The following is a 23,792-nucleotide window of genomic DNA, read 5'->3' on the forward strand; positions in this document are numbered from 1 at the left end:
TCTCTCGCGCCATCAAAATGGAACACCACGGCAACGGTCAATTTACGCATCGAGATATTTGTAGAGGGCTGGCAAGTCCCGAATGATCAGCAGTAGTCCTGAACAGATTAGAAAGCCCGGATGCCTGCGATGTTGATGTCGGTCGCAGTGAAGCAAGGCATTGAATTCCTTGTGTATATAGAGCAACCTGGATCGATGGCACGCATCCCATCAACGCGATTAGGCAGCTATTATCGTCTTAATCGTTCATAGTCTTCCGTATGTTTTTATCCGCAGTTCGTAGGAGCTGATATGCCTTTCGCTTCTTTTCGTGAAACCTGGCGGCCTCTCCAGCCTCTGGATGGGCGGCATTCTTTATCTTGCTCATCTTTGCCGCGTGTTGGATGAGGGATCCTCCCTGATGCGCGCAAACGCCGATAATGGCTGCTCCGAGCAATACCGGCTCGCCCGTCGCAGGGAGATGGACCGTCATCCCCGTGCTATCTGCAAGAATTCTGCGGAACAGTTCGCTTCGGGCTGCGCCACCTGAGACGACAATGTCTCTAATTGGCAGGCCATTGGCCACAAGAGTGTCGATGATGTCGCAAGTGCCGTAGCAAAGACCACAGAGCGTCGCGACATAAAGCTCGACGAGATTGCCGATGCTGTCGTCGAGCCGCAACCCCGAAATGAGTGCTGTTGCTGAGGGATCGGCTTCCGGTGAGCGGTTGCCGAGCAATTCCGGGACGATATGAATATTCTGGGCGAGTTGCGCGACCTCCGAAATACTTTTTGCTTTCTCGATCGCCATGCGCTCCAGCAAGACCAAAAGGTCAACTCCTTCTGCAGAAGCCAGATTTCTCGCAACGGCAGCAGCCGGATGCATGGAGACAATATAAGCAAGCGCCGCACCAAAGGCGGATTGGCCGCCTTCGTTGAGCCAGAACCCGGGAAGCATCGCGCCGCTATAGGGCCCCCATACGCCGTCAACGAAGGTCGGGTTGGGGGAAACAGTCATGGCGCAGGCGGATGTTCCCATGATGAGTGCAAGCCGACTGGTCGGATTTCCTGTAGGGGCGTCGCTGGATTCCGAGGCTATCGTACCAATGCCGCCGGCATGGGCATCGATTGCCGAAAGGCCAACCGGTGTGGCGGGTAAGAGGCCAAGGTCATCGGCTGCGCTGGCCAGCAAGCCTCCTGCGAGCGGGGTGCCTATATCGCCGACAATCTTGCCAATGCGCTCGAAACCATGCTCCGCGAGATCCTGCAGACCAACCGCTTGCAGGAAATCCGCGTCCCAGCGGTGCTCATGGCCGAGATAGGTCCATTTGCATGTGACTGTGCAGAGCGAGCGAGTGGTGTTGCCCGTTGCGCGGAATGTGAGGTAGTCGGCGAGGTCGAAGAAATGTTCGGCCGCATTGAAAGTCGATCGATTGTTTTCCTTCAACCAAAGCAGCTTCGGAATCTGCATCTCGGGCGACATTCGACCGCCGACATAGGATAGGATGTGGTGACGTCCGTCATTGATCCGCTCGGCCTGTTCTGTCGCGCGGTGATCCATCCACACGATGACATTGCGGTTTGTATCACCTGTCGGCAGCGTTGGCAGAGGACTTCCATCCTTGCCAACGATAACCATGGAACAAGTCGCATCGAAACCGATGCCCGCCACCGATGCAGGATTGGCTCCAGCGTCATGCATCGCCTGACGGGTCGCGATGCAGATTGCTTGCCAGATATCTTCCGATGACTGTTCGAAGATTTCACCGGGTGTCGGCCACATCTGGATTGGATGCGTGGCACTTGCTATCAGCGAGCCATCGTCGCTGAACAGGCCGGCCCTTGCGCTGCCCGTGCCGACGTCGATACCTAAATAGATTGCCATCGCTTCCTTCTTGCAGCTATCGAGTGGTAGCGAAATTGCTGAGCTCTCTCAAAATGAGTGCGCCGACGGTTGCGCCTGCATCTTGAAGACCGATTGTTTTCTCTTGGAAGGCCGCGGCCTTGCCATGCTGGGCGACCATCGTCTTGGTCTTTTCCAGCGCGTCTTCTGCTACAGCCGCGGCGGCGGCAAGGGCGGAGACAAGCGAAACGCCGTCCGCTGCCTGTTCCTCCAGGGTCCGGGCAACCGGATCGAGGACATCGACGATGGTCTTGTCGCCAACTTTGGCCTTGCCACGTTCCGCAATCCCGTCATGATAAGCGACCCAGAACGCCGCCATTTCGGGCGTGCCAAGGGACGTCGCAGTTTCTACGGCCTTGCTGGCACGTAGGAACCCCGTTGCAGTCAGAGTACCCATGGTGGAAGGCGCCGTCCGCGCCATGGTGGCCCCGGCGGTGCGTAGAAGCTTGGCGATACCGGCGGCCTCGCCTTCCGCTGCAACGGCATCGGCCGCTGCAGCGAAAGACTTGGCCATGGTGATGCCGAGATCGCTGTCGCCGACCTTGCCGTCGAGAGCGATCAGGAATTCCCGCTGTTCGGCGAAAAGCTGCTTCCAGGCATCGAACAGGCGGATCAGATCGGCAGCTGTAATGGCGTCCATGATCAAGGTCCTCAGGCTGAAAAATGTTTGAAGAAGGGGGTGTTGGCCGGTGCCGCGACGAGGCGATCCAGTTCCGCATCGAGATGCAGGATCGACACGGAAGCGCCCGCCATCTCCATCGACGTAGCGAATTCGCCGACCCACACATGCTTGGCCTTGACCCCGCGCCCTTCGAGCAACTGGGCGACGCGGCGGAACAGGATGTAAAGCTCTTCCAGCGGCGTGCCGCCGAGACCGTTCATCAGCACGGCCACTTCGTCGCCGGACTTGTAGTCCTGCTCGGCAAAAATGCGTTCCATCATCTCGTCTATGACGGCATCTGCGGTACCGAGCGTCTTTCGGCTAATGCCGGGTTCGCCATGAATGCCCATGCCGATCTCCATCTCGTCCTCGCCGATCGAGAAGGTGGCATGACCGATTTCCGGCACGACGCAGCTCGAAAGTGCAACGCCCATGGTGCGGGTGCGCAGGCGTGCCTTTTCGGCGAGCCGGTGAACCTCGTCGAGAGACAGGCCCTCGGCTGCCGCCGCCCCTGCCGTCTTGTAGACGAAATAGATGCCGGCCACGCCGCGGCGTTTGTGTTCCTCGCCGACCTTGGACGAGGCAACGTCGTCGTTGCCGACGCATTGCTTGACCTGGATGCCGTCGAGATCGGCAAGTTCGGCGGCCATGTCGAAGTTGATGATGTCGCCGCTGTAATTGCCGTAGATATAGAGAACGCCGGCGCCTTGATCGATCGCCTTGGTGACCTGATACATCTGTTCCGAGCTTGGCGACTGGAAAACGCCGCCGACGGCGGCACCGTCCAGCATGCCGTCACCGACATAACCGAGGAAAAGTGGCAGATGGCCTGAGCCGCCGCCGGTTGCGATGCCAACCTTGCCGGTCTTTGGCCTGGAGGTGACCATGCAGCGCTTGTCGTCTGCCGTATATGTCACGTCCGGATGTGCACGGTAGATGCCCTCGAGCATCTCATCAACGAAGTTTACGGGATCGTTCAGAAATTTTTTCATGGGTTCCTCCGGAAAAGCTTATTTCTTGCGCTGGCGTGTCACGAAGAACGCGGCCGCCAGTAGGATGAAGACGCCGACCACGAGCCGCTGCCAGGTGCTGGGAATACCGACCAGCACGAGCACGCTGTTGATGACGACGATCAGAAGCACGCCGAGAATGGTGCCGAGCACCGTACCGGTGCCGCCGGTGATCTTGGCGCCGCCGAGCACGACCGCGGCGATGACGTTGATCTCGGTGCCGACAAGATCGAAGGGATTGGCCTGGCGGTTGGCGCAGACATGGATGATACCGGCAAGGCCCGCGAGTGCGCCCGCATAACCGAAGATGAAGATATGCAGCTTCTTCAGGTCGTATCCCAGCCGACTGGCAATGTTGGCATTGCCGCCCATGGCAAAGATCGCACGGCCCATCAAGGTACGGTTGAGGATCAGCCAGGTGACGAAGGCGGCGATCGGCAGAACGAGGAAATAGAAAGGCAGGGTGATCGTCGCGCCATTGGCGGATTCGAACTGCAGAAGCGGAAGGCGACCGAAGGCACCCATCTGCGGCGGCAGCGACATGATCCAGACAGTGCCGATGAACGACAGGAGAAAGCCGCGGAACAAATATTGCGTGCCGATCGTGACGATCAGCGACGGCACCTTGAGGTGATGCACCAACAGCCCATTGATGACGCCAAGCAGCGCCCCGCCGACCGTCGCGATCATCAGGATTACGGCAATCGGCAGGCCGGGCAGATAGTTCTGCACCAGCACGGTCAGCGAATACATGGTGAACGCCGCGATCGCGGTGAATGACACGTCGATGCCGCCGGCCGCGAGAATGACGAGTACGCCAAGCGCGAACAACCCCATCACAACGCTGGCGCGGCCGATATCGACCAGGGTCGACGGCTGCAGGAAGGCCGGATTGGCAATCGCCACGATGATGCAGATCGCGACAAGCAATGCGGCGGTTATGGTTTCCGGCCGCCGGCGGATCAACTCCCCGAAGCTGAATGGCTGACGCTCCACCCGGCTTTGCTGCAGTTCTTCCAGTCGCGAGCTGTTCATTGGGTCGTCTCCAGCTTGGATGTCAGCATGGCTTGGTAAAGCTGGTCCTCGGTGGCCTTTTCCGCTTCGAATTCGGCGACCACCTGGCCGCCGTTCATCACTAGGATGCGGTCGGCGTTCTGCAGCAGTTCGGGAAGGTCGTCGCTGACGATGATCAGCCCGATACCTCGTTCGGCGAGCGCCTGTATGGCCCGGTAGATCGTATCCTTGGAACCCACATCGACGCCTACTGTCGGGCCATGCAGCACGAGCAACTTCGGCTCGATACTGAGCCAGCGGCCGATCAATACACGCTGCTGGTTGCCGCCCGAAAGCGAACCGACCGGCAGATCAAGATCCTTGGTGTTAAGGCGCATTTCTTCCGAAAGCCTGGCGGCGGTCTCGCGCCCGGCCTTCTTATCTATGACGCCGAAACGATTGCTGAGCCGCGTCAGGATCAGCGCGATCTCGTTTTCGAGGATGGATTTGTCGAGGAAGAGCCCTTCCGCCAATCGGTCTTCGGGCACGTAACCGATTCCGTGATCGATCGCGTCCGCGGGTCGGCGGATCACCACGTGCCTACCATCCAACGTGATCTTACCGGATCGGGCCGGCGCCACGCCGGTGATTGCCATCGCTAGTTCGTTTCGGCCGGAGTCCGCCAGACCGGTAATGCCGACTATCTCGCCCTTGCGGAGGCTGAAATCCAGCTGCTCGAAGCCGGTGGCACTCAGACCCCTCACAGAGAAGAGTTCGCCATCCATGGGTGTCGCCGTACGATAGCGGGCGGAATCGATCGTCCGGCCAGTCATCAGTTCGGCGATCTGTGTCTTGGTGTAGTTTTCGATCGGTCCTTGGGCAACGCATTGTCCGTCGCGGAATACGACGGCATTGCCGCCGATACGGTAACATTCGTCCAGCTTGTGGGTGACGAACAGGACGGCGACGTTTTCCTGCCGCAGCCTGTCGACGACGCGAATGAGATTGTCGACCTCGCGGCGGGTCAGCGACGTGGTCGGCTCGTCCATGATCACCAGTTTGGCGCGCGTGGCGATGGCGCGGGCGATCGCCACCAGCTGGCGTGCCGCCAGCGGCAGATCGGAGACGATCGTATTGAGAAATGTGCCGTTGTTCGGCAGGCCGACGGTCGTCAGCGCCTTTTCGGCAGTTTCCTTTAACCGTTTGCGATCGAAGAAACGTCCGAGCCGCCCTTGGCCGGACACCAGCTGTTCATTCAGCGCAACATTTTCCGCCACCGTCAGGTTTGGCAGCAGCGAAAGGTCCTGGTAGACGGTCTCGATCCCGGCGCTCAGCGACTGGATCGGCGTCATCGCCGAATGGATTTCGCCCTCCAGAATGATCTCACCCGCACTCGGTGTGATCGCGCCGGACATGATTTTGATGACCGTGCTTTTGCCGCAGCCGTTTTCACCGAGCAGGTGATAGGCTTGGCCGAGGTCGAGCGTGAGGTCGATGCCGCGCAGCGCGTGCACGCCGCCGAACCATTTCTGGATATTGCGAAGTTCCAGAAACCGGCCCGATGCCTGTTGTGTGTTGGAAGTCGCCGACAATGGAAAAGTCCTCTTTCATTACGCATCGCCGCCGAGGGCGCGCCAGGTCCGGCCGGCACGTGGATCGCACCGGCCGGTATGGTCTGGAGGATTAGAACATGTGTTCCTTGTAGGTCGCCTTGTCGGCCAGAACCATGCCGTTGCCGATGATCAGCAAACCATCGCCGGCACCCTTCTTGACGCTCACTTTTTCATAGCCCGGTACGCCGAGGTCGGTGCCTTCCTTGATTTCCTTCTTCTCGAGAAGAAGTCTGGCGACGGCATTCATCGCCATGCCGGCCTTTTGCGGATCCCAGAAACCGATTGCGGTGATCGCGCCGGATTCGAGAAGGTCTGCGGACGGGTTCGGTAGGCCGGTACCGACGAGGCATACCTTGCCGGAGAGGCCCGCTTCGTCGATAGCGCGGCCGACGCCGAGGACGTCGTTACCGGCCGATGTCTGGAAGCCCTTGATGTCGGGGTGCTTCCGCAGGATTTCCTTGGCCTTCTCATAGGTTCCGTTGGCATCGTCGAAGGATTCGTTGTTCGGGTCGACGAGCTGCATGTCCGGATGTTTCTTGGCATTTTCTTCACCAGCCGTGACCCACTGGATATGGGTGCGGCTGCCGAGCGAGCCGACGAAGGTCGTCCACTTGCCCTTGTTGCCCATGCATTCGGAAAGACGAACATTGAGTGCCGTGCCGTAGTCGCTGTTGTCGAAGGCCTCAACGTCTGCCTGGGTGTTCTTCTGGTTGTCGGCCTCATGGGTGACGACGACGATGCCACGATCCATGGCGCGCTTCAGCGTGCCTTCGATGACGGCCGGATCCATCGGAACCACGGCCAGAGCGTTGACGCCTTTGGCGATCAAGTCCTGGATGATCTGCAGCTGCTGGGCCGCATCGGCAGTTGCCGGGCCGCTCTGCGTGGCGACGACATCTGGATTGGCCTTCTGGTATGCCTCTACACCGGTGTTCATCCGGTCGAACCACGGAATGCCGCTGATCTTGACGACCGTTGCTATAACCGGTTTTTGCTGGGCCATCAGCGTGCTGGCGGTGCCGGAGAGAAGGGCAGCGATTGCGACGCCGCCGATCAGAATATGTTTCGATACTGCTTTCATTTTCTCCTCCACGAGATCCCTCAGTTGTTAAGCTTCGGTGCCTGAGGGCCGGGCGCCGAAGATTTTGGGTGTCCTTTGAAAGGCATCAGGAAGCCGGCGATGTCGTAGCGACCGACGGCAAGGAAGGTCAGCAGCAGCAGGCCCCAGGCGAAATCGCGCACGAAGTTGGACAGTCCGCCGAAATTCAGGAGGCTCGACATAAGCTGTAGTGCGATCGCGCTAAGCACAACACAGACAACTCGCCCGTACCCGCCCTCCGGCTTTACTCCCGCCATAACGACGATCAGGATCGCGATCAGCAGATAGGAGCTGCCATAATCGAACTTTACGTTGACGTTGCGGGCAGCGATGATCATGCCGGCGACGCCGGACAGCATTCCACTAAGCGCATAGGTGCCGACGATGATGCCCGTGCGCGGGAAGCCGGCATAAACGGCAGCCTTTGGATTGGTGCCCATCAGCATCAGCCAGAGTCCATAGGGGGTGAACTTAAGCACGGCTGCGATCACAGCTGCGACGATGGCGAAGATCAAGAAACTGATCGGCATTCCCAGGAACATGTCGTTGCCGATGCGAGACAAAAGATCCGGACTGCCAACAGTGGTTGCCCTGCCGCCGGACACCACCACCGCAAGACCCATGAAGGCCATCTGCGTCCCGAGCGTGCAGAGGATCGGCGTGATGTTTAGCTTTGAGATCAGCAGGCCGTTGATCATTCCACCGATCAGGCCGACGCCGACAGTCATGCTCATGAATGCGAGGCTGAAAGCCATTTCGCTGTCGGTGCTCGACAGGAAGGACGATACGACCACCGCGGACAGGACGCCTGAAAGGTTTGCCAGCGCATTGCCGGACAGATCTATACCGCCATTGCCGGCGCACATGGCCAACATCACGCCTATCGCCAGCAGGCCGATTTCCGGGACCTGGCTTGCCATGGACTGAAGATTGAACACGGCAAGAAATGTGCCGCCTGAAATTGCGGCACCAACTGCCAGCAGAGCGCAGTTGATCACGACAAGCATGACCAGCTGCTCGCCGGTTTTATGCATGGTCTCCTCCCATGTTTAGTAAACAAGCGCGAGCTTTACTAAATGGCTACCAAAGCATTTTTCCCTTAGCAAGTGGTTTTTTAGTCATTTTTTGCGGTTGCGTCGCGCTTTGAATTGTCATAACGCTCAAATAGGCGACTGGACCGTTTACTAAACACGTATCCGTGTTTGAACCGATTTAGAGGTCCTCAGACCGTATGAAGACGACAAAGAAACTGACAATCCGTGATATCGCGCAGGCCGCTGGAGTGTCCCCGGCAACCGTGTCTCTTGTCCTGAACGGCAAGGGTGATATTTCCGGCGTGACGCGTAAGCGCGTGCTGGAAGCTGTGGCCAGGCTAAACTACGTTCCGCGTAGCCTGAAGGGCGGCAATGAAGGTGGTGGAGATACGCTCCGCTTCCTGAAAATTTCCAAGCACGGCCATACGGTGAACCGCGATCACAGCGTCTTTATCTCCGATTATATCGATGGCATGTCGGCTGAAGCGACCAGGCGGAACTATACGCTGGAGGTTGTCAGTTTCGAAGGTCAGCCGATCAGTGCTGTGGCGGAATCGCTCGCCGGTGCGCCGATCAGTGGTGTGATCGCGCTTGGCACAGAGCTCACCGAGGATGATATACGGCTCATCCAGGGTATCGGCTTTCCGACCGTGTTCATCGATACGTTCTACGATGTTGTTGACGCTAATTTCGTCGATATGAACAATGAAGATGCCGTCTACAAAGTGCTGTCACGCTTCCGCAGCCATGGCTTCGAGCGGATCGGTTTTGTCGCCAGTCACGTTGACACGACGAATTTTCGCCTCAGGCAGGACGCATTTTTCAAGAACATGGCACGGCACGGTCTGAAGGTACGGGAGAGCGACGTCCTTTCGATCGAATCGACGTATGATGGGGCCTACGATGATACCCGCGCGCTGCTTGAGGGCGGGCTTGATCTTGCGGACTGTTATTTCTGCACCAACGACATCATTGCTTATGGGTTCATGAAGGCACTGAAGGAATTTGGTGTTCGGGTTCCGGCCGACGTTTCGATCATCGGCTTCGACAACTTGCCGCAAAGTGCCACGACCGAGCCGTCGCTGACGACGATCGAAGTTTCGAAGCGCAAGATCGGCTACCTTGCCGTGACAATCCTCGACGATATCATCAACGCTGCCGAAAGCCAGCCTTCGGTCAAGATGCTGGTGGGGGCAGATCTCGTCCTGCGGGCCAGCGATGGGCAGGATGTTCCGCGGCCAATGCCGCTACAGCCGAAAGTGCGTGCGGCAAGGAGGCAGCCCGCAGAGTAACGGCCTTTCGGCCTGCGGGTGGAGGCCCGTGGGCATAGATTCTTCAACGATCTTATTGGGAGGAGACGATGGAATATCGCGTTCTGGGAAAGTCTGGGCTGAAGGTTTCGGTGATCTCAATGGGAACATTCTCCTTCGGCGGGGTCGGGGCGTTTGCCAGAGTTGCCGATCAGGGCGTCGATGATGCCCGCAGGCTCATCGATGTCTGCATCGATGGCGGCGTGAACCTGTTCGACACTGCGAACATGTATTCGTTCGGTCGCTCCGAGGAGATTCTCGGTGAGGCACTGAAAGGCAGGCGAGACAACGTGCTAATCTCGTCCAAGGTGCGCATGCGCATTGGTGAAGGACCAAACGATGAGGGCGTGTCCCGATTTCACCTGATCCGTGAATGTGAGCGGAGCTTGAAACGGCTGCAGACGGATCATATCGATATTTACCATATGCATGAATGGGATGGCTTAACGCCGCTGGAAGAGATGCTGTCGGCGCTCGACAGCCTCATTCAGGCCGGTAAGATCCGCTATATCGGCTGCTCTAACTATTCCGGCTGGCATCTGATGAAGGCGCTTGCGGTCGCCGACCAGCGGCATCTGCCGCGGTTCATCACCCAGCAGATCCATTACACTCTGGAAGCGCGCGAGGCCGAATACGAACTCTTGCCGATTTCGATCGATCAGGGGCTTGGTGTGACGGTCTGGAGCCCTCTCGCGGCAGGTCTCCTCTCCGGTATGTTCGGCAGAAACCGGACGCCGAAAGATTCACGGCAGGCTGCAGGCTGGTCCGAACCGCCGATCCGAAATCAGGAAAAACTCTGGGCGATCATCGACGTCCTGGATGAGATCGCGGCGGACCGGGACGTCACGGTCGCGCAGATCGCACTGGCATGGACGTTGACGCGACCGGCAATTAGCTCGCTGGTTGTCGGCGGGCTGACGGAAGATCATTTTCGTGAAAACATAGCGGCAGTCGATCTCAAACTGACCCCGGAAGAGCTCGAAAAGCTCAATCAGGCCAGTCGGGCGCCCTATATCTATCCGTATTGGCACCAGCACAATTTTGCCCGCGATCGCTTCAGCGCGGGGGACTGGGCGCTCCACGAGAGCTATGACGACTTAGGCCATGTGTAAATATGGGCCGCTTGCAACTTAAATCTGGCGCCGTGATGATGAGCCACTAAACGGGTCGAGAGTCCAAATCCCATCAAGCCTGCAGAACAGACGTTCAATGACGGTTCTTCGCTAGTACGCGGCTCGATCCAGCGGATAGAGTTTCTTTCATGCCCGTGATGATGGAATAACCGCCTTTTATACGGGCCTTGCCTAGCCGGTCGCGAAGGCTGTCTGCATCATACGCCTTGTCTGCGAGAAGACGCTCAGTGGGGCAAGCGATCTTTAGCCTTGTGCGGAGCTACTCGCTGTGATGATTTTCTGGAGATCTGCGGGCCGCATGGGCGATCCTCTTTGGGAGTTTTGAAACAGGGCCAGCGCTCGCATTTACAGCAAAACCAAATAGGGATATTGTATATCCGTAATTATTGACCGGGCATTCCTAATGATCCTTAAAAGCCAAGTCGAGTGGGCGCTGCACTGTTGCGCCATTCTCTCGGGCCTCCCCGAAGGCCGATATCTTTCAACCAAAGCACTCGCCGAGCTGCACGGGCTTCCGAAGGAATATCTGTCGAAAGCACTGCAGAGCTTGTCACAGGCAGGTCTTGTTCACACCACTCTTGGCCCATCCGGTGGATATCGTCTTGCCAGGACCGCGAGCGAGTTGACCTTCCTCGATGTCATTGAAGCTGTCGAAGGTAGCGGTCGGACCTTTGTTTGCCAGAACATCCGAGCCAATAATCCCTGCCGTCCGAAAGGGTATTGCGAGAGCGGCCCCTGTGCGATCGCGCGTATCATGTGGGAGGCCGACGAGGCTTGGCGCTCCGCCCTTCGAAAAGTGACGTTTGCGGATCTCGGAAAGATCCTGCAAACGGAAATTACCCCGGAGATCTGGTCCGGAACCTTCGAATGGGTTCTCAAGCGCGCCGGATAAGCTCAGGCCGAAGCCTTTTTTGCCGATGAATTTACGGCAATCCCAAGGTAGCTCTGTGCAGGCATCGCCAATGACAGGCCGTGAGTTGCACAGCGCTGATGGACCGTGTCGATGACCTCGTTGCGGGCCGGCGTCCGGGCTGCGGGGGCCGTGACCCGAAACTGAAGCTCCACATCGATAGCGATCGCGTCGATGCTTTTGAGCGCGATGATGGGAGCCGGAGCCTGGACAATGCACTGACATGTCTGCAACGCCGACTTGAGGATTGCCTCGACCTCGGCCGGTCGACTGTCAGATGTGATGCGGATCGGCAGGATAACGAGATGGCTCTCGTCAGGTTTGGTAAGGTTGGTCAGGCCGATTTTGGCGAGTGTGCTGTTGGGAAGCACGACGAGATTGTTGGCTGGTGTCAGCACCTGCGTCGATCGCCAATTGTTTTGAACGACACGCCCTTCAGTGCCATCCGCGAGCTGAATCCAGTCTCCGATCGAAAAAGGCCGCCCGAGCGTCAGTGCGATCCCCGAAAACAGGTCGCCGAGTGTGTTCTGCAACGCCAGGCCCAAAATGATCGCCACGACACCGGATGTGGCAACCAGGGTGCCGATTGGGGCACCGAATACAAAGCCGACAATCGACAGCGTAACGCCGAGATAGACCCCGGCCACGATGAGATCCTGGATCAGCCGCGCTTCCTGCGGGCGGCGATCGAGGACGATGTAAAGACGGATGAAACCAATGGTCGCCCAGGCAAGATGAACCCACCACAGGACGCGAGCCGCAGTGCCCATATAGACCGCGAACCCGTCGGTTTCTCCGGCGATCACGCGGTGCGGCGGGATGCCGCTCACAATCAACGTTGCCGTCATGGAGGCGAAGAACAGGATCTGGACAATCAGGCGGGCCGTCGGCCTCTGCTGTCCTTGTAGATGCCACACGACAATCCCAAGCAGGCCGAGGAGATCGACGGTCAGAAAGGCTGGCATCAGCGAATTGTAAGCCATTGTGGTTCCCTTGCCCTGAAAAGAAGAAGGACCGGGCTGCGTTTGCACCCGGTCCTTGGCTGGTCTCACTTCTTGATAGGATAGGTCAGTTCCGTCTGGGCCGTATCGACCACGAAGACGGCAAGAAGCTTGGCGGGCTTTGTGTCGCTGCCGTTCTTGCTGACCCCGTGGCGGTCGCCCGGATATTCCGAAAAGCTCTCGCCCGCCTTGTATTCCGTCACTGGCCCTTCGTTGACCTGGCTCAAGACGGAGCCTTCCAGCACGGTGGCATAGATGAAGGCCGAATCCGGATGGGTATGCGCATCGGAGAAGCCGCCCGGGCCGTATTCGACGAGTACGCCCTTCATGCTCTTGCCGGGCACGTTCGGCAATTCGTGTTCGTAGACGAGTGTCACTTTCGATGCGGAACCGCCCGAGGTGTCGTGAGCACCGGCCGTGCCGGCAATGAGAAAGAATGCGGCGAAGGCCGCAAGGCTGAGCTTGATCATTATCGTGTCCTTTTCCGAACTTGCAGGATTTGGCTGCCTTAGCGACGCGGCGCTGTTGCGAACCATTGGTCGAAGCCGATCTTGCCGAGCCCAGGATCGTTGTCCGTGACCAGCGATCCGTCCTCGAGACGTGCCCCGAAATATTTCGCTTCTGGATCGGCGACGACCTGGCGGCTGTCTCCGGTCAATTCCAGATAGCGGGCGACGAGTTCATTGAGACGGAAGCGATCCGGGCCGGCGATTTCTACAATCCCGGCAGCCGGTGCACCAAGCGCAACATCTGCCATCGCATCGGCGACATCATCGGAGGCGATCGGCTGAACGAAGGCCGACGACAGGTGGACCTTGTCTCCGACCATGCTCGATTGAGCGATGCCGCCGACGAATTCCATGAACTGCGTGGAATGGACGATCGTGAAGGGAATGCCACTTTCCCTGATCAGCTTTTCCTGAGCGAGCTTTGCCCGGAAATACCCGCTCTCCTGCAAGCGTTCGGTCCCGACGACGGAAAGTGCGACATGATGTTTAACGCCTGCGACCTTTTCCGCCGCGAGCAAATTGCTGCCGGACGTCTCGAAAAACTCCATGACAGCCTTGTCCTCAAAGGATGGCGAGTTTGCAAGGTCGAGTACGACCTCGGTCCCTTGCAGCGCTTCGGCAAGGCCTTCGCCGGTGATAGTATTGACGCCGGTGTTCGGTGAGGCGGCGATCACCTCATGGCCTTTGGCGCGAAGGCGTTCGGTCGTCTTCGAACCAATGAGGCCGGTTCCGCCGATGATTACGATCTTCATGTCTGTTCTCCCTTGAGGAATGCGTGCCGAATGGATTTGAAATGGCGTATGTTGTGAAAGCGCAGCTCAGCTGAGGCCGGCTTTTTCCAGGCCGTAGAGTTTGTCGGCCGAGCCGGGCACGGCCTTGAAAGCGATGCTGACACGGTTCCAGGCATTGATGGTCATGATCGAGAAGGTCAGATCGGAGACTTCCTTCTCCGACAGCTGGCCGCGAACCCGCTCGTAAAGCTCGTCGGGAATGCCGCCTTCAGCAAGTTTGGTGACTGCTTCGGTCCAGGCAAGAGCTGCACGCTCGCGCGGAGCGAACAGGTTCGATTCCCGCCAGATGGCGACATGATAAAGGCGAAGCTCATTCTCTCCATGGATCTTGGCTTCCTTGACATGCATGTCGAGGCAGAAGCCGCAGCCGTTAATCTGGGAGGCCCTTATGTTCACCAGATCGCGGATCGACTGCTCGATGACGCTGTCCTTGAGTGACTGGCTAAGGTCAGACAGCTTCTTGAAGAATTCCGGGGACTGGGCTGCGTAGTTCAGGCGCTGTGTCATAGCTATCTCCATCTATTAAGGATGCTAAATATCCTTATGGATATAAAATATCCGCAATAGATGGACGTGCAACCGAAACCGGTCTAAGCTTTCCGCATAAGCTTTATGCGGGAAAGTATGAGGGGGATGACGGATGGATGTGGTTGCTGCTCTGCGAACCTTTCTGAGGGTTGCCGAAACGGGTTCGTTTTCGAACGCGGCGCTGGATCTTGGTCTGACGCAGCCTGCTGTGTCGCGGCAAATCTCCTCGCTGGAGGCGCACTATAGCACCCGGCTGCTGCATCGAAGCACCAATGGCCTGTCGCTGACAGTGGAAGGCGAGCAGATGATCCCGATGGCGCGCAAGGTCATCGACGCCATGGAGGCGCTGGGTGATACGACGGCGGCCGAAAGCGTGACGACGTCCGGCCGGGTGAGGATCAGCCTTCCCGCTCCGCTTGGTTTGCATGTCAGTGAGCGACTGCCTGCACTTTTGAAACGCCATCCGCGCCTGACGGTCGAGACCGTGTTTCGCGAGGAACCCTCAGATCTCGTCGGAGAGGGGATAGACATCGAGGTTCGTCTCGGCGACGTTTCCGATAGCAGTCTGATCTGTCGCCGGCTTGGCTGGACCACGGCCTTCCTCGTTGCATCACCCGGCTATGTTGGTGAGCGGGGTATGCCCGGTGGACCAGATGAGATCGCGCAGCACGACTGCATCTGTTACAGCCGTGGCGGAGAAACACGGGCCTGGGTGTTCGTCAACGGCGCCGATCAGGTGCGCGCACCGATTGCTCCACGGATGGTGTTCAACAATGCGACTGCCGTCTATAGAGCGACCATCGCCGGCGGAGGGCTGGCCATCCTTTCTCATATCCTCGTGGCCGAAGACATTGCATCAGGCAGGCTCATCAACGTTCTGCCTTGTCTGCCGCCGGCACGGCTGCCTATCACCGCAGTGTATGCTTCGCGCCGAAACTTACCGCTACGGGTGCGCACGGTTCTCGATTTTCTTGCCGACGCGGTCAAGGAGGACGCCCTGATGAGCGGTGCCGCCTGTTAAGGGCCTGCTTTGCGTATCGAGCCTGTCATAAAACGCGAACTCTGACACCGACACAAAGACGTCTTTACGAAGCATTGGGTTTGACTGGCTAATGTGGATCAGACGCATCTCGTCGTGCTAATTCACGCGCCGGATCCAGAAATGCTCTGATGCTGGCTGATGGATTGCGTCTCTCGGGATAGTAATAGCAAAGCCCCAGGTAGTCGCACTTGAAGGTTTTGACGAAGGCTTGAGCCATTCCGTTGGACTGCGGACTTCGAACGGGCGTCGAACAAGGCTCCATGCCGATATTGATGAGCAACGACTTTCTCAATGAAGCAGGAGCCGTTGTCTGTCAGCCATTCTGTGGTCTTGGGAAGGGTGTTGCTTTGGCCGAAGCGCTTCTCGACGACGATGATGACAAGGTACTTAACGTCCTCACTCTCGATGCCTTTGGTGGTTTCGACATGTGCAATGGCCTCGGGCTAACAGCAGTCGACAGCGACCCTGCCGTCATCGCCAACCGTCTTTCGGTAACGAGAACGGCGCTACAGGTATTTTTGACCCTGGCGCTATTTCGAGCGCTTCCTTGAGGATTTCGCCTTCCATCGTCTTCTTGCCGAGGAGGCGCTACAGCCCCTTCAACTGGTTCTGAAGCGCCCTGTATTCTGATGCCAGGACAACATCCTCATGCGATGCAGTGGCAGTTGGCGCACCTTATGCTGCCTGAGAGCGTGCATTAGTCAGCGTGATCGTCACTCAGGCACTCGATCATATTAATTACACTTTGCGCATTCCGTGTGTTCGGTTCCAGATTCCAGCGTCGGACGTGTTATCGAGATAGTATGAATCTGCCGTAGCAAACCGTATATGCGCCGAAGGCTACAATCCAGCATGTGGCAGCTAGCGGCAGAAGCAGCATTGTTTGCTGTGGGGCCAAGGCCGCTGCTATCCGCAGCAGTGCTGCGATAATGATCGGAAGATAGATGAGCAGCACCGTGGAAACCGGTGCATGCAGTGCCTGACCGGAATGGCCACGGGTGGCGCGGGTCATCACCGCTAGCGTCATCGTACCAATGGCACCTGACGTCCAGGCATGAACGCCTGCAGAGGCGAAACTGCCGTCATCCCTGATGAGCGCGATTCCGGTCAAAATGAAGCCGAGAGGCACGAACAGAAAAGCCAGATGCAGGATGGCGACGAGTGGTTCGTAAAACGTTCGCTCGGGACACCATCTCGCCTGGCGGATCAGTTGTAGAATACCGGCCAGCACCATCAACGCGCCTGCGAATGAAGTCAGATCATCAAACGGCAGGACGGCCGGCCAGGAAGCGAGCGCAAGGCTCGAAACCGCCATCGCAATAAGATCGAACCGAGCGAAGGGCGGCGGCTCTCGGCCGGGATTGTTTTTCTTCAGCCAGTTACCGGTAAAATTAGGGATAATGCGGCCTCCGACGATGGCAATCATCAGGATTATGGCGGCGATAGCCAACCGACCGGCGATTTCGACTCGCTCTAAACAGAAGAATTCGTAAAGGAAAAGCGCCTGCGCTGCCGCAAGTAGGCTGATTACGCCCACCAGCTTGTAATTTCGGGTGTTGTTGGACGCCACGACTTCTCGCAGCGCATAAAGACCGAGCACGATCAGGAAAGCGATATTGATGGCACTTGCGGATGGAAGTCCGATTTTCTCTGACACGAAGATCGCTACCCGACCGGCCAGCCAGAGCGCGACCAGCAGTACGAGCGGCATGCCGGTGAGACGCTTGCGCTTTGTCCAGTTCGGCATGGCTGTCAGCAAAAAACCGGCAATGATTGCGGGCACATATCCGAACAGAAGCTCATGCTGGTGCCATGCGATCGGCGTCAAGGCCGTCGGCACATGCAGAAAACCGAGATACCACGGCACCCAGAGCAGGATCGTCAGCGCCGCATAAAGCGCACCGAACAGAAAGAACGGCCGAAATCCTTCTAGCGCCAGATTTGAAAGGCGGATTTTTGCAGCGGGGGTGGAGGTGTTCGACATGGTCAGCATCTGTCCTGGTCGATGGTGGCGGTCGACCATAAGGGAGGAAGGTAAGCACAAAGCCAGAGAATAAAGGCGGCGGCCCAGGCAATGGAAGAAAGGCTGTGTTGGCCACCGGGCAGATTGAGGGATGGCCAGAATTCCGGAACAACACGCAGTGTCACCGCGCCGAGAAGGCAGAGGATCGCCGCGCGGGTTAATCGAGAAAACCCGAGCGACTGGCCGGTATGCAGCAGTCCGGCAATTGACAGAACCTGCAATACGCCAAGGCCGAGCCCACCCATCAGCATCAGATGCAGTCCGCCGAGCGTCGGGATGTCGAGGCCGATCCTGCCAAGGCCGGCAAGGAGACAGCCCAGACCAGCCAGCAGGCTGGAAAGCCAGAGGCCGGCCACTTCAAATCTCCATCCTTCGCGGCCAATAAACCCTTCGGCGACACGATCGAGAAACGCCGCGCCGGTCGCCAGCATAAGGTAACCGCAGACTGCATCGGAAAACCCTGAAAACTCGGCGGCGATCAGCAAGCCGGCAAGTCCTGGCGCCAGATTGATGCGGCCCGGATGCGGCCGGTAAGGCGAGGTTTCCTCACTCGGGTCAAGCACGCGGTTCGTAATCGGCACGGTGATGCGGGCCAGCGCCAGGCCGAGCAGACCAAGAAAGGCATATTGCATAAGCCGGATCGCGCGCTCGGCCAGATCATAGGTGTCTGTCAGCATGGAGAAACGCAGAAGACCGGCAGCGATTGCCAATGTCGCCAGCAGCAGGACGAAACCGATCAGCCCAATAGTCCGTTTTTTCCAGCCGAGACAGGCGGCGTAACTAACAAGGAAAACCAACCAGACCTGATCGAGAATGCCACCCAGAAGGATTGCGGCATCGATGCCGAACAGGCCGATCAGCCGGGCTGAGGTCCACAGGCCGGCGAGGATGAGCAGAGGTTTACCCTTGAAGCCTTCCGTGTCCGTCCACTCCGGCAAGGCAGTTGTGAGAAACCCGAGCACGGCTGCCCCGAATGAACCGATCAGCATCTCTTGCGCGTGCCAGTGTGCCGGCAGGGTGTTGTGAGCGAAGGGCAAGCCGAGCTGCCATCCGGCCACCCATGACAAAGGCCAGACGGCGGCATGCAAAGCTGCGAGCGGGAAGAATAGCCTCAGGCCTTCCGCTATCGCGGCTCGCACGATGTCTCGCAATCTCGAAGACGTTTGGATGGGCACGACCGTCATGCACTCCTCCGCTCATCGAGTTCCTCGACATGCGCAAAGAGCGGGTCCGCCTTCATGAAATGCTGGACCGTCTCGAAAATCATCCGGTCGTCACGCTCTACCGGGCGCAGAGGTATATAGCGCTCGCCCAGTATGCCGTTGCCCCGTCTATCCAGCACGACGATCCGGTGGGCGGTCCGAACGGCTTCTGCCATGTCATGGGTGATGAACAGGCCCGAACGTTTGCCATTCCCGGCATGGCGTATGACGATATCCTGCATATGCCGACGAAGGGCCGGGTCAAGCGCGGTAAACGGCTCGTCGAAGAACAGGAAGTCGGCTTCACTTGCCAACGCGCGGGCAATCGCCGTGCGCTGCTTCATGCCGCCCGAAAGCTGGACCGGGTATTTGTCGAGATCATCTTCTTCAAGGGCCGCGGCCGTGGCTGCGGCAAGTATCCGGCTATGACGGTTGCGGCTCGAGAGCCCTTCCGGAAGCGCCATTCCGATATTCTTGCGCGCCGTGGCCCATGGCAGGAGCCTCGGCTCCTGAAACACGACCGCGTGTCGCGCATAGCTACGGTTGATGCGTCCCTGTCGCGGATCGATAAGCCCGGCGGCGATATGCAAAAGCGTGCTCTTGCCGCAACCGGACGGCCCGACCAGTGCCACCAGTTCACCTTCGCCGATGTCGAGAGTGATGCGGTCAAGGACTGTACGGCCGAGAAAGGCGTGCCCGATATCGGTGAGATTGAGGGCGTTCATCGTTTGACACCCCACGGCCGGGCAGCATGGCGCCAGGCTTCCAGCTCGGAACGGGTCGGCTGGATCAGCCCGTATTCGACGGCAAGCAGCGCGCTCACAGACAGCAGGATCCAGGCAAGTGCATTCGCCACGTCGAGGTTGGAACGCGAGACTGCGAGCGCTTCGCCGATTCCGCCGGCATTGGCGAGAAGTTCGGCCATGACGGCCGCCTTGAAAGCGGTTCCGAGCGCCATGACGAGGATCGGGAACAGGCGGTTCAGCATTTGCGGAACGATGATGCGGACAAATCGGCGAACCTGCCCCATGCCGAGCGAGAGTGCCATGTCGTCGAGCAGCCTATCGCGGCTGGCGATACCTTCCGCGGCACCGAGGAAAACGATCGGCAGGCAGGCGACGGCGGCCGTCATCGTCACTGTCGCCGAACCGGTGCCGAACCAGATCATCAGAAGCACGATCCAGGCGATCGGCGGCACACCGAGCATCAATGTGATCTGCGGCTGAACGAGGCGCAGGATTGCCGGATGAAACCCGGCGATACATCCGGCCACGGTGCCGATCACGCCAGCAAGCGCGAAGCCTGAGAGTGCACGTGACGAGGTGGTGAGCAAGAGCTGCCAGGCGGAAACATCGCCCAGAAGCGTCTGTGCGGCGGTGAGTGTTTCGAGCGGCGAGGGCAGGATGAAACTGCCATAGGCTTCATGCGCCACCTGCCAGACGGCTGCAAAAACGCTTAATCCCGCAAGGCCGGACCAGCCGGACCAGAGAAATTGTCCCGTTCTTGAAGCACGCTCGGCAAGTGACGTCATGGTTGGGCTCACAGATACAGGCTGTCGCCGGGAAGTTTTCCGCCGATCATTGGTGCGTTGGTCTTCGCGATTGCTTCAAGCAGCGCCTCGATCTCGGGGCGCGCCTGAGCTGCGGGCGTTGCGACGAGATTGGAAAAAGGCACGGATTTTTCGATGACCGGCCAGGGCAGTTCCAGCGCCGAAGCGGCATGGCCAGCCGCGGCTGCCGGGTTTGCAATGACCTCGGCGGTCGCCTTTTCGAGGCCGGAGAGAAGCGGCGTGATCCGCTCGGCATGGTCACGGAGGAAGGCAGGCGCGAGCGCCAGTCCGGCTTGAGGCATGATGGCCCCAAGTCCCGTCACGGCACCCCATTCCTTTTGCATGTCGATCGCGCGATGGACGGTCTTGCCGGCGGTCGAGGCTTTGATCATTGCCGCGGTTGCCGCAGGTTCGGGCACCAGCGCGGTTTCGATCCGGCCGGAAAGCAGCAGCTGGATCGCTTCGATCGGCGAGCCGGAGCGGCTGACCTTCATCTTGCCAGCCAGACCGTGATGCGCCAGCACGGCATCGAATATCAGTTCCGGCGTGTCGTTGGGGAAGGGCACGGTGATTTCTCTGCCGGCTAGGTCGGCAATGCTGCGAATTTCAGGATTGGTCGAGATTACATAGAGAAGGCCATTGGTCATCACATTGGCGAGCTTGACTCCGAAGCCTCGGGTGCTGAGGTTTGCCGCTGCCGTCACTGGCATGACCACGGCCTGCATGGTGCCGGAGGTGAGGCCTGCGCGCATTTCGTCCGGCGTACGCCAGATGCGAAAACGTACGCGCTCGGCGACGTCGCGCAGCAGGCCGGCGCCAACGGCATAGGCAAGCGTGATCGAGGGGCCGGCCGGCGGACCGTAGAGCACGAGTTCATCGAGTGTGGCGGCATTGACGCGGCTGACGAACGGAAGCGCAAGCGCGGCTGTTGCCGCCGTCCGTAACAAGGAGCGGCGGTTGATGCCGTTCGAGGTGCTGGAGTTTTTCTCGGGTTGTGCAAAAAGGTTCACGACGGCTTCTTTCCAAGCGGTGATAACGATCTTATCCGGTTCTCAGGCCGCCTCTTTGCGTAAGCGCAAGAAATGGCGCGACAAACGGGGAGAGTTTTCAGAAGCGGCTCCTGAGACCGGCATAAAAGCCGCGACCGTCGCCCGGAATGTAGGCGGCCTGTCCCGCGGTCGCCTGATCGACCACCAGCGTCGAGGAGGCGTATTTTTCGTCGAACAGATTGGTGATCTCACCGAAGATCGAGAGTTTGTCGTTGATGCGGTATTCGGTCTTCAGATCAACCACGGCGTAAGGATCGGCCCATAACGTGTTCATGTTGTCGACCGGCGTCTCGTCCGGCACCCATTTCAGGCTGGTGGAAATCGTCCAGTCGTCGGTCGCCTGATAAGCGAGCGCCAGGTTGACGATGTGGCGCGGTGCGCCGGCAAGGTAATTGTCGTCGCGCAGCGGATCGTCGACGAAGCGGAAGTCCTGGAACGTGTAGGCGACCCGTCCGGTCATACGGTCGGTGAGATTGGCGGATAGACCGAGCTCGATGCCGAAATGGCGGGTTCGATCAGCATTGATGGCGCCAATGGATGCGCCGGTCGCATCGCGCAGGCTCAGAAGCTCATTGTCGATCCAGGAATAATAGGTGGTGAGATCCCAGTTGACGCTGCCCGTCTGGCCACGCCAGCCTCCTTCGAGTGTCGTTGCCGTCTGAGCTTCGAGAGCGGGCGTGATGAAGGCGTTGGAGGGCAGAGACGGGTTCGCAGGTGCCGGGCGTCCGGGGCTGCTGTTCGGGGTACCATTGATGTTCGCCAGCAAGTCGTCATGCGTCGGGGGTTCGAAGCTGCGGCTCATGGCGGCGAAGAAGATGTGATCGGTGGATGGCTCGAAAGTCACACCGAGGCTGGGGCTCCAGGCCGTATAGCTGCGATCATAGCTGGTATCGGTCGCAGCGATGGCACCGTTCGGCAGGCGTACCGTCGGGTTCATCGGATTATAGGCGATCGTCGGACGCGTTGCCGACGAATAGTTGTCGGTATTGCGCCGCGAGGCATGCGCGTATGAAATGGCAGGCGAAACTGTCCAGCCGTCGGCGACCGGAATGTTGAAACCGGCATGCAGCGACAGGGTCGAGGCGTCGAGGTCGTTTTCACCGAACAGGCTGCCGCGTGTACCGGCTTCATTGAGGTAATAACGGCGGTCCGCCGAGCCGATCGTATAGAGCGCCGAGGTTTCGAACAAAGGCAGTTTGCCAAATCCATCCGGTGCATAGCTGTAGCGAGCCATGCCGGTCAGGTCGCCACCGACCGTTTCGCGAATGCCGGCGGAAACCGGAAAACGGAAGCTGTCGTCGGTATGGGTGTAACCGAGGCCGAGATCGATGCGGTGTTCGCCGAGATCGATCGTGGTGCGCGAACCGAGCATCAGTTGCGTCGCATCACGGCGCGGCTTGTCACGCAGCACGTTTGGGCCGGGATTGGTGGCGACGCCACCGACGATGACCGGGCCTGCCGAAACCTGGCTCGGATCCCTGTCGAGCGCCGTCTTGTTGATCGGGCCGGCGACATCGAAACCGAGATCGGTGTAATCGAAGAACACGCGGGTGGTCATGACATCGGAAAGCTCGGCAACGAAGCTGCCGCCGAAACTCACGCGCTCGGACGAATTGTAGTCACGAAAGCCGTCTCGTCGTGTGGCATCGGCATAGATCGAGGCGCCGAGGCTTTCATCGCCGAAATTGGCGCGCGCCGTGCCGCCGACCTGGCCGAAGCTGCCGCCGCCGGTGGTGATTTCGACGCCGGGCGCGCCGACGATCGGTGGTGACATGAAGTTCATGGCGCCGCCGAGCACGGTGGCACCGAGCCGGTTCGCCATGTAGCCACGATAGACTTCTACGCCCTGCGCGGTCGAGGGATTGGCAAGCCCGACAATATAGGAGCCGTCGGCGCGGTTGATCGGCAGGCCGTCATGCAGCATCAGGATGCCGCGCTCGACCGGGTTCTGCTGCAGGCCGGAGCCGCGGATCTGGATGCGTGGCTGGTCATTGGCGCCGAAGAAATCCTGCACCACGACGCCCGGAACGCCGGCCAGGACATCCGACAGGGTCGGCGCAACAGTACCTTGCCAGCTGTCGGCCTGAACCAGCGTGACGCCGCCAGCCATCCTGTCCATCACGCCATCAGACCAGCCGGTGGTGGTTTTCTGCCCGGATTCCAGAACGATCGGCTCAAGGACGGTTGACGAACCCGGCACCGCGGATTGCGCCAGTGCTGTCTGGCTGAGCGACGTGGAGGCAAGGAGGAGGATGAGCGTATGGCTTGCGAGATGCTTGATGCTAGCGTTGCTCATTCGCGGTGTCGCCGCGCGCGCTTGTGTGGCGGACATGATGGAAGACCCCCCGGACTGCATGTTCTAAAATGCCACGCCCGTGCGCCATCGAGCGCCGCGAGGTGGCTATGGACAGAGCGGGGGAAGTTTTTCGGGAGGGAGCACAGGCGCAAAGGTC

The 23,792-nt window shown here is 59.0% G+C and carries 21 protein-coding genes and 1 pseudogene; 4 read left to right on the plus strand and 18 right to left on the minus strand.

From position 1 onward, the window contains the following. Positions 1-238: 238 nt before the first annotated feature. From FHP24_RS21190 to FHP24_RS21220, 7 genes are all read right to left on the minus strand, one after another. Entirely contained in the window at positions 239-1,864 is a 1,626-nt protein-coding gene (locus FHP24_RS21190) for an FGGY-family carbohydrate kinase (RefSeq protein WP_139678220.1), read from the minus strand. 16 nt (positions 1,865-1,880) lie between these two features. Continuing rightward, the gene (locus FHP24_RS21195; RefSeq protein WP_139678221.1) at positions 1,881-2,522 is read right to left on the minus strand and encodes a dihydroxyacetone kinase family protein; all 642 of its coding nucleotides are present in this window, start codon (positions 2,520-2,522) and stop codon (positions 1,881-1,883) included. Positions 2,523-2,533: 11 nt separating this feature from the next. Further along, positions 2,534-3,535 (minus strand): dihydroxyacetone kinase subunit DhaK, encoded by a 1,002-nt coding sequence (locus tag FHP24_RS21200; protein ID WP_139678222.1) that lies wholly within the window; start codon positions 3,533-3,535, stop codon positions 2,534-2,536. An 18-nt stretch (positions 3,536-3,553) separates the two neighbouring features. After that, positions 3,554-4,588, minus strand: coding sequence for an ABC transporter permease (locus FHP24_RS21205; protein ID WP_139678223.1), 1,035 nt, complete (start codon positions 4,586-4,588; stop codon positions 3,554-3,556). Beyond that, the gene (locus FHP24_RS21210; protein ID WP_139678224.1) at positions 4,585-6,138 is read right to left on the minus strand and encodes a sugar ABC transporter ATP-binding protein; all 1,554 of its coding nucleotides are present in this window, start codon (positions 6,136-6,138) and stop codon (positions 4,585-4,587) included. The genes FHP24_RS21205 and FHP24_RS21210 overlap by 4 nt, the downstream gene beginning before the upstream one ends. A gap of 91 nt (positions 6,139-6,229) precedes the next feature. Further along, complete coding sequence (locus FHP24_RS21215; RefSeq protein ID WP_139678225.1) at positions 6,230-7,240, minus strand: substrate-binding domain-containing protein; 1,011 nt, start codon at positions 7,238-7,240, stop codon at positions 6,230-6,232. A gap of 20 nt (positions 7,241-7,260) precedes the next feature. Next, a complete protein-coding gene (locus FHP24_RS21220) occupies positions 7,261-8,292 on the minus strand; it encodes an ABC transporter permease (protein WP_139678226.1) in 1,032 nt (343 codons plus the stop codon). A 197-nt stretch (positions 8,293-8,489) separates the two neighbouring features. Here FHP24_RS21220 and FHP24_RS21225 point away from each other — a divergent pair, with 197 nt between their 5' ends. The 3 genes from FHP24_RS21225 (at position 8,490) to FHP24_RS21235 (ending at position 11,627) form a co-directional block, all read left to right on the plus strand. Then, positions 8,490-9,584 (plus strand): LacI family DNA-binding transcriptional regulator, encoded by a 1,095-nt coding sequence (locus FHP24_RS21225; RefSeq protein ID WP_139678227.1) that lies wholly within the window; start codon positions 8,490-8,492, stop codon positions 9,582-9,584. 68 nt (positions 9,585-9,652) lie between these two features. Beyond that, entirely contained in the window at positions 9,653-10,714 is a 1,062-nt protein-coding gene (locus tag FHP24_RS21230) for an aldo/keto reductase (RefSeq protein WP_139678228.1), read from the plus strand. A gap of 424 nt (positions 10,715-11,138) precedes the next feature. Next, the gene (locus FHP24_RS21235; RefSeq protein ID WP_139678229.1) at positions 11,139-11,627 is read left to right on the plus strand and encodes an RrF2 family transcriptional regulator; all 489 of its coding nucleotides are present in this window, start codon (positions 11,139-11,141) and stop codon (positions 11,625-11,627) included. Positions 11,628-11,629: 2 nt separating this feature from the next. On the opposite strand, the gene FHP24_RS21240 is transcribed toward FHP24_RS21235, so the two are convergent. The 4 genes from FHP24_RS21240 to FHP24_RS21255 all read right to left on the minus strand — a co-directional run bounded on the left by FHP24_RS21240 (position 11,630) and on the right by FHP24_RS21255 (position 14,453). After that, positions 11,630-12,628, minus strand: coding sequence for a mechanosensitive ion channel family protein (locus FHP24_RS21240; protein WP_139678230.1), 999 nt, complete (start codon positions 12,626-12,628; stop codon positions 11,630-11,632). 65 nt (positions 12,629-12,693) lie between these two features. Continuing rightward, complete coding sequence (locus tag FHP24_RS21245) at positions 12,694-13,116, minus strand: cupin domain-containing protein (RefSeq protein WP_139678231.1); 423 nt, start codon at positions 13,114-13,116, stop codon at positions 12,694-12,696. A 38-nt stretch (positions 13,117-13,154) separates the two neighbouring features. Further along, on the minus strand, positions 13,155-13,907 hold the full coding sequence (locus FHP24_RS21250; RefSeq protein WP_139678232.1) for an SDR family oxidoreductase: 753 nt from the start codon (positions 13,905-13,907) through the stop codon (positions 13,155-13,157). A 66-nt stretch (positions 13,908-13,973) separates the two neighbouring features. Then, complete coding sequence (locus tag FHP24_RS21255; RefSeq protein WP_139678233.1) at positions 13,974-14,453, minus strand: carboxymuconolactone decarboxylase family protein; 480 nt, start codon at positions 14,451-14,453, stop codon at positions 13,974-13,976. 133 nt (positions 14,454-14,586) lie between these two features. Here FHP24_RS21255 and FHP24_RS21260 point away from each other — a divergent pair, with 133 nt between their 5' ends. Further along, positions 14,587-15,495 (plus strand): LysR family transcriptional regulator, encoded by a 909-nt coding sequence (locus FHP24_RS21260; RefSeq protein ID WP_139678234.1) that lies wholly within the window; start codon positions 14,587-14,589, stop codon positions 15,493-15,495. An 88-nt stretch (positions 15,496-15,583) separates the two neighbouring features. Here the strand turns inward: FHP24_RS21260 and FHP24_RS21265 are convergent. The 7 genes and pseudogenes from FHP24_RS21265 to FHP24_RS21295 form a co-directional block, all read right to left on the minus strand. After that, positions 15,584-16,191: pseudogene (locus FHP24_RS21265) on the minus strand (hypothetical protein); the annotation flags it as partial. 115 nt (positions 16,192-16,306) lie between these two features. Beyond that, on the minus strand, positions 16,307-17,500 hold the full coding sequence (locus tag FHP24_RS21270) for an NnrS family protein (RefSeq protein ID WP_180356073.1): 1,194 nt from the start codon (positions 17,498-17,500) through the stop codon (positions 16,307-16,309). Positions 17,501-17,502: 2 nt separating this feature from the next. Then, positions 17,503-18,723 (minus strand): NnrS family protein, encoded by a 1,221-nt coding sequence (locus tag FHP24_RS21275; RefSeq protein ID WP_139678236.1) that lies wholly within the window; start codon positions 18,721-18,723, stop codon positions 17,503-17,505. Next, entirely contained in the window at positions 18,720-19,466 is a 747-nt protein-coding gene (locus FHP24_RS21280; protein WP_139678237.1) for an ABC transporter ATP-binding protein, read from the minus strand. The genes FHP24_RS21275 and FHP24_RS21280 overlap by 4 nt, the downstream gene beginning before the upstream one ends. Next, positions 19,463-20,272, minus strand: coding sequence for an ABC transporter permease (locus FHP24_RS21285; RefSeq protein ID WP_139678238.1), 810 nt, complete (start codon positions 20,270-20,272; stop codon positions 19,463-19,465). The genes FHP24_RS21280 and FHP24_RS21285 overlap by 4 nt, the downstream gene beginning before the upstream one ends. A gap of 8 nt (positions 20,273-20,280) precedes the next feature. Next, positions 20,281-21,300 carry an ABC transporter substrate-binding protein gene (locus FHP24_RS21290; protein WP_210237851.1) on the minus strand — a complete coding sequence of 340 codons (1,020 nt, stop codon included), beginning with the start codon at positions 21,298-21,300 and terminating at the stop codon, positions 20,281-20,283. 97 nt (positions 21,301-21,397) lie between these two features. After that, on the minus strand, positions 21,398-23,635 hold the full coding sequence (locus FHP24_RS21295; RefSeq protein WP_139678239.1) for a TonB-dependent receptor family protein: 2,238 nt from the start codon (positions 23,633-23,635) through the stop codon (positions 21,398-21,400). Between the last annotated feature and the right edge of the window lie 157 nt (positions 23,636-23,792).

The organism is Aliirhizobium smilacinae (assembly GCF_006335145.1).
In the GTDB taxonomy this organism is placed as follows: domain Bacteria; phylum Pseudomonadota; class Alphaproteobacteria; order Rhizobiales; family Rhizobiaceae; genus Neorhizobium; species Neorhizobium smilacinae.

Bases quoted from the DNA above. Each gene is read 5' to 3' on its own strand.
- FHP24_RS21190 (WP_139678220.1), bottom strand. From the start codon at position 1,864: ATGGCAATCTATTTAGGTATCGACGTCGGCACGGGCAGCGCAAGGGCC.
- FHP24_RS21195 (WP_139678221.1), bottom strand. From the start codon at position 2,522: ATGGACGCCATTACAGCTGCCGATCTGATCCGCCTGTTCGATGCCTGG.
- FHP24_RS21200 (WP_139678222.1), bottom strand. From the start codon at position 3,535: ATGAAAAAATTTCTGAACGATCCCGTAAACTTCGTTGATGAGATGCTC.
- FHP24_RS21205 (WP_139678223.1), bottom strand. From the start codon at position 4,588: ATGAACAGCTCGCGACTGGAAGAACTGCAGCAAAGCCGGGTGGAGCGT.
- FHP24_RS21215 (WP_139678225.1), bottom strand. From the start codon at position 7,240: ATGAAAGCAGTATCGAAACATATTCTGATCGGCGGCGTCGCAATCGCT.
- FHP24_RS21220 (WP_139678226.1), bottom strand. From the start codon at position 8,292: ATGCATAAAACCGGCGAGCAGCTGGTCATGCTTGTCGTGATCAACTGC.
- FHP24_RS21225 (WP_139678227.1), top strand. From the start codon at position 8,490: ATGAAGACGACAAAGAAACTGACAATCCGTGATATCGCGCAGGCCGCT.
- FHP24_RS21230 (WP_139678228.1), top strand. From the start codon at position 9,653: ATGGAATATCGCGTTCTGGGAAAGTCTGGGCTGAAGGTTTCGGTGATC.
- FHP24_RS21235 (WP_139678229.1), top strand. From the start codon at position 11,139: ATGATCCTTAAAAGCCAAGTCGAGTGGGCGCTGCACTGTTGCGCCATT.
- FHP24_RS21240 (WP_139678230.1), bottom strand. From the start codon at position 12,628: ATGGCTTACAATTCGCTGATGCCAGCCTTTCTGACCGTCGATCTCCTC.
- FHP24_RS21245 (WP_139678231.1), bottom strand. From the start codon at position 13,116: ATGATCAAGCTCAGCCTTGCGGCCTTCGCCGCATTCTTTCTCATTGCC.
- FHP24_RS21250 (WP_139678232.1), bottom strand. From the start codon at position 13,907: ATGAAGATCGTAATCATCGGCGGAACCGGCCTCATTGGTTCGAAGACG.
- FHP24_RS21255 (WP_139678233.1), bottom strand. From the start codon at position 14,453: ATGACACAGCGCCTGAACTACGCAGCCCAGTCCCCGGAATTCTTCAAG.
- FHP24_RS21260 (WP_139678234.1), top strand. From the start codon at position 14,587: ATGGATGTGGTTGCTGCTCTGCGAACCTTTCTGAGGGTTGCCGAAACG.
- FHP24_RS21270 (WP_180356073.1), bottom strand. From the start codon at position 17,500: ATGTCGAACACCTCCACCCCCGCTGCAAAAATCCGCCTTTCAAATCTG.
- FHP24_RS21275 (WP_139678236.1), bottom strand. From the start codon at position 18,723: ATGACGGTCGTGCCCATCCAAACGTCTTCGAGATTGCGAGACATCGTG.
- FHP24_RS21280 (WP_139678237.1), bottom strand. From the start codon at position 19,466: ATGAACGCCCTCAATCTCACCGATATCGGGCACGCCTTTCTCGGCCGT.
- FHP24_RS21285 (WP_139678238.1), bottom strand. From the start codon at position 20,272: ATGACGTCACTTGCCGAGCGTGCTTCAAGAACGGGACAATTTCTCTGG.
- FHP24_RS21295 (WP_139678239.1), bottom strand. From the start codon at position 23,635: ATGAGCAACGCTAGCATCAAGCATCTCGCAAGCCATACGCTCATCCTC.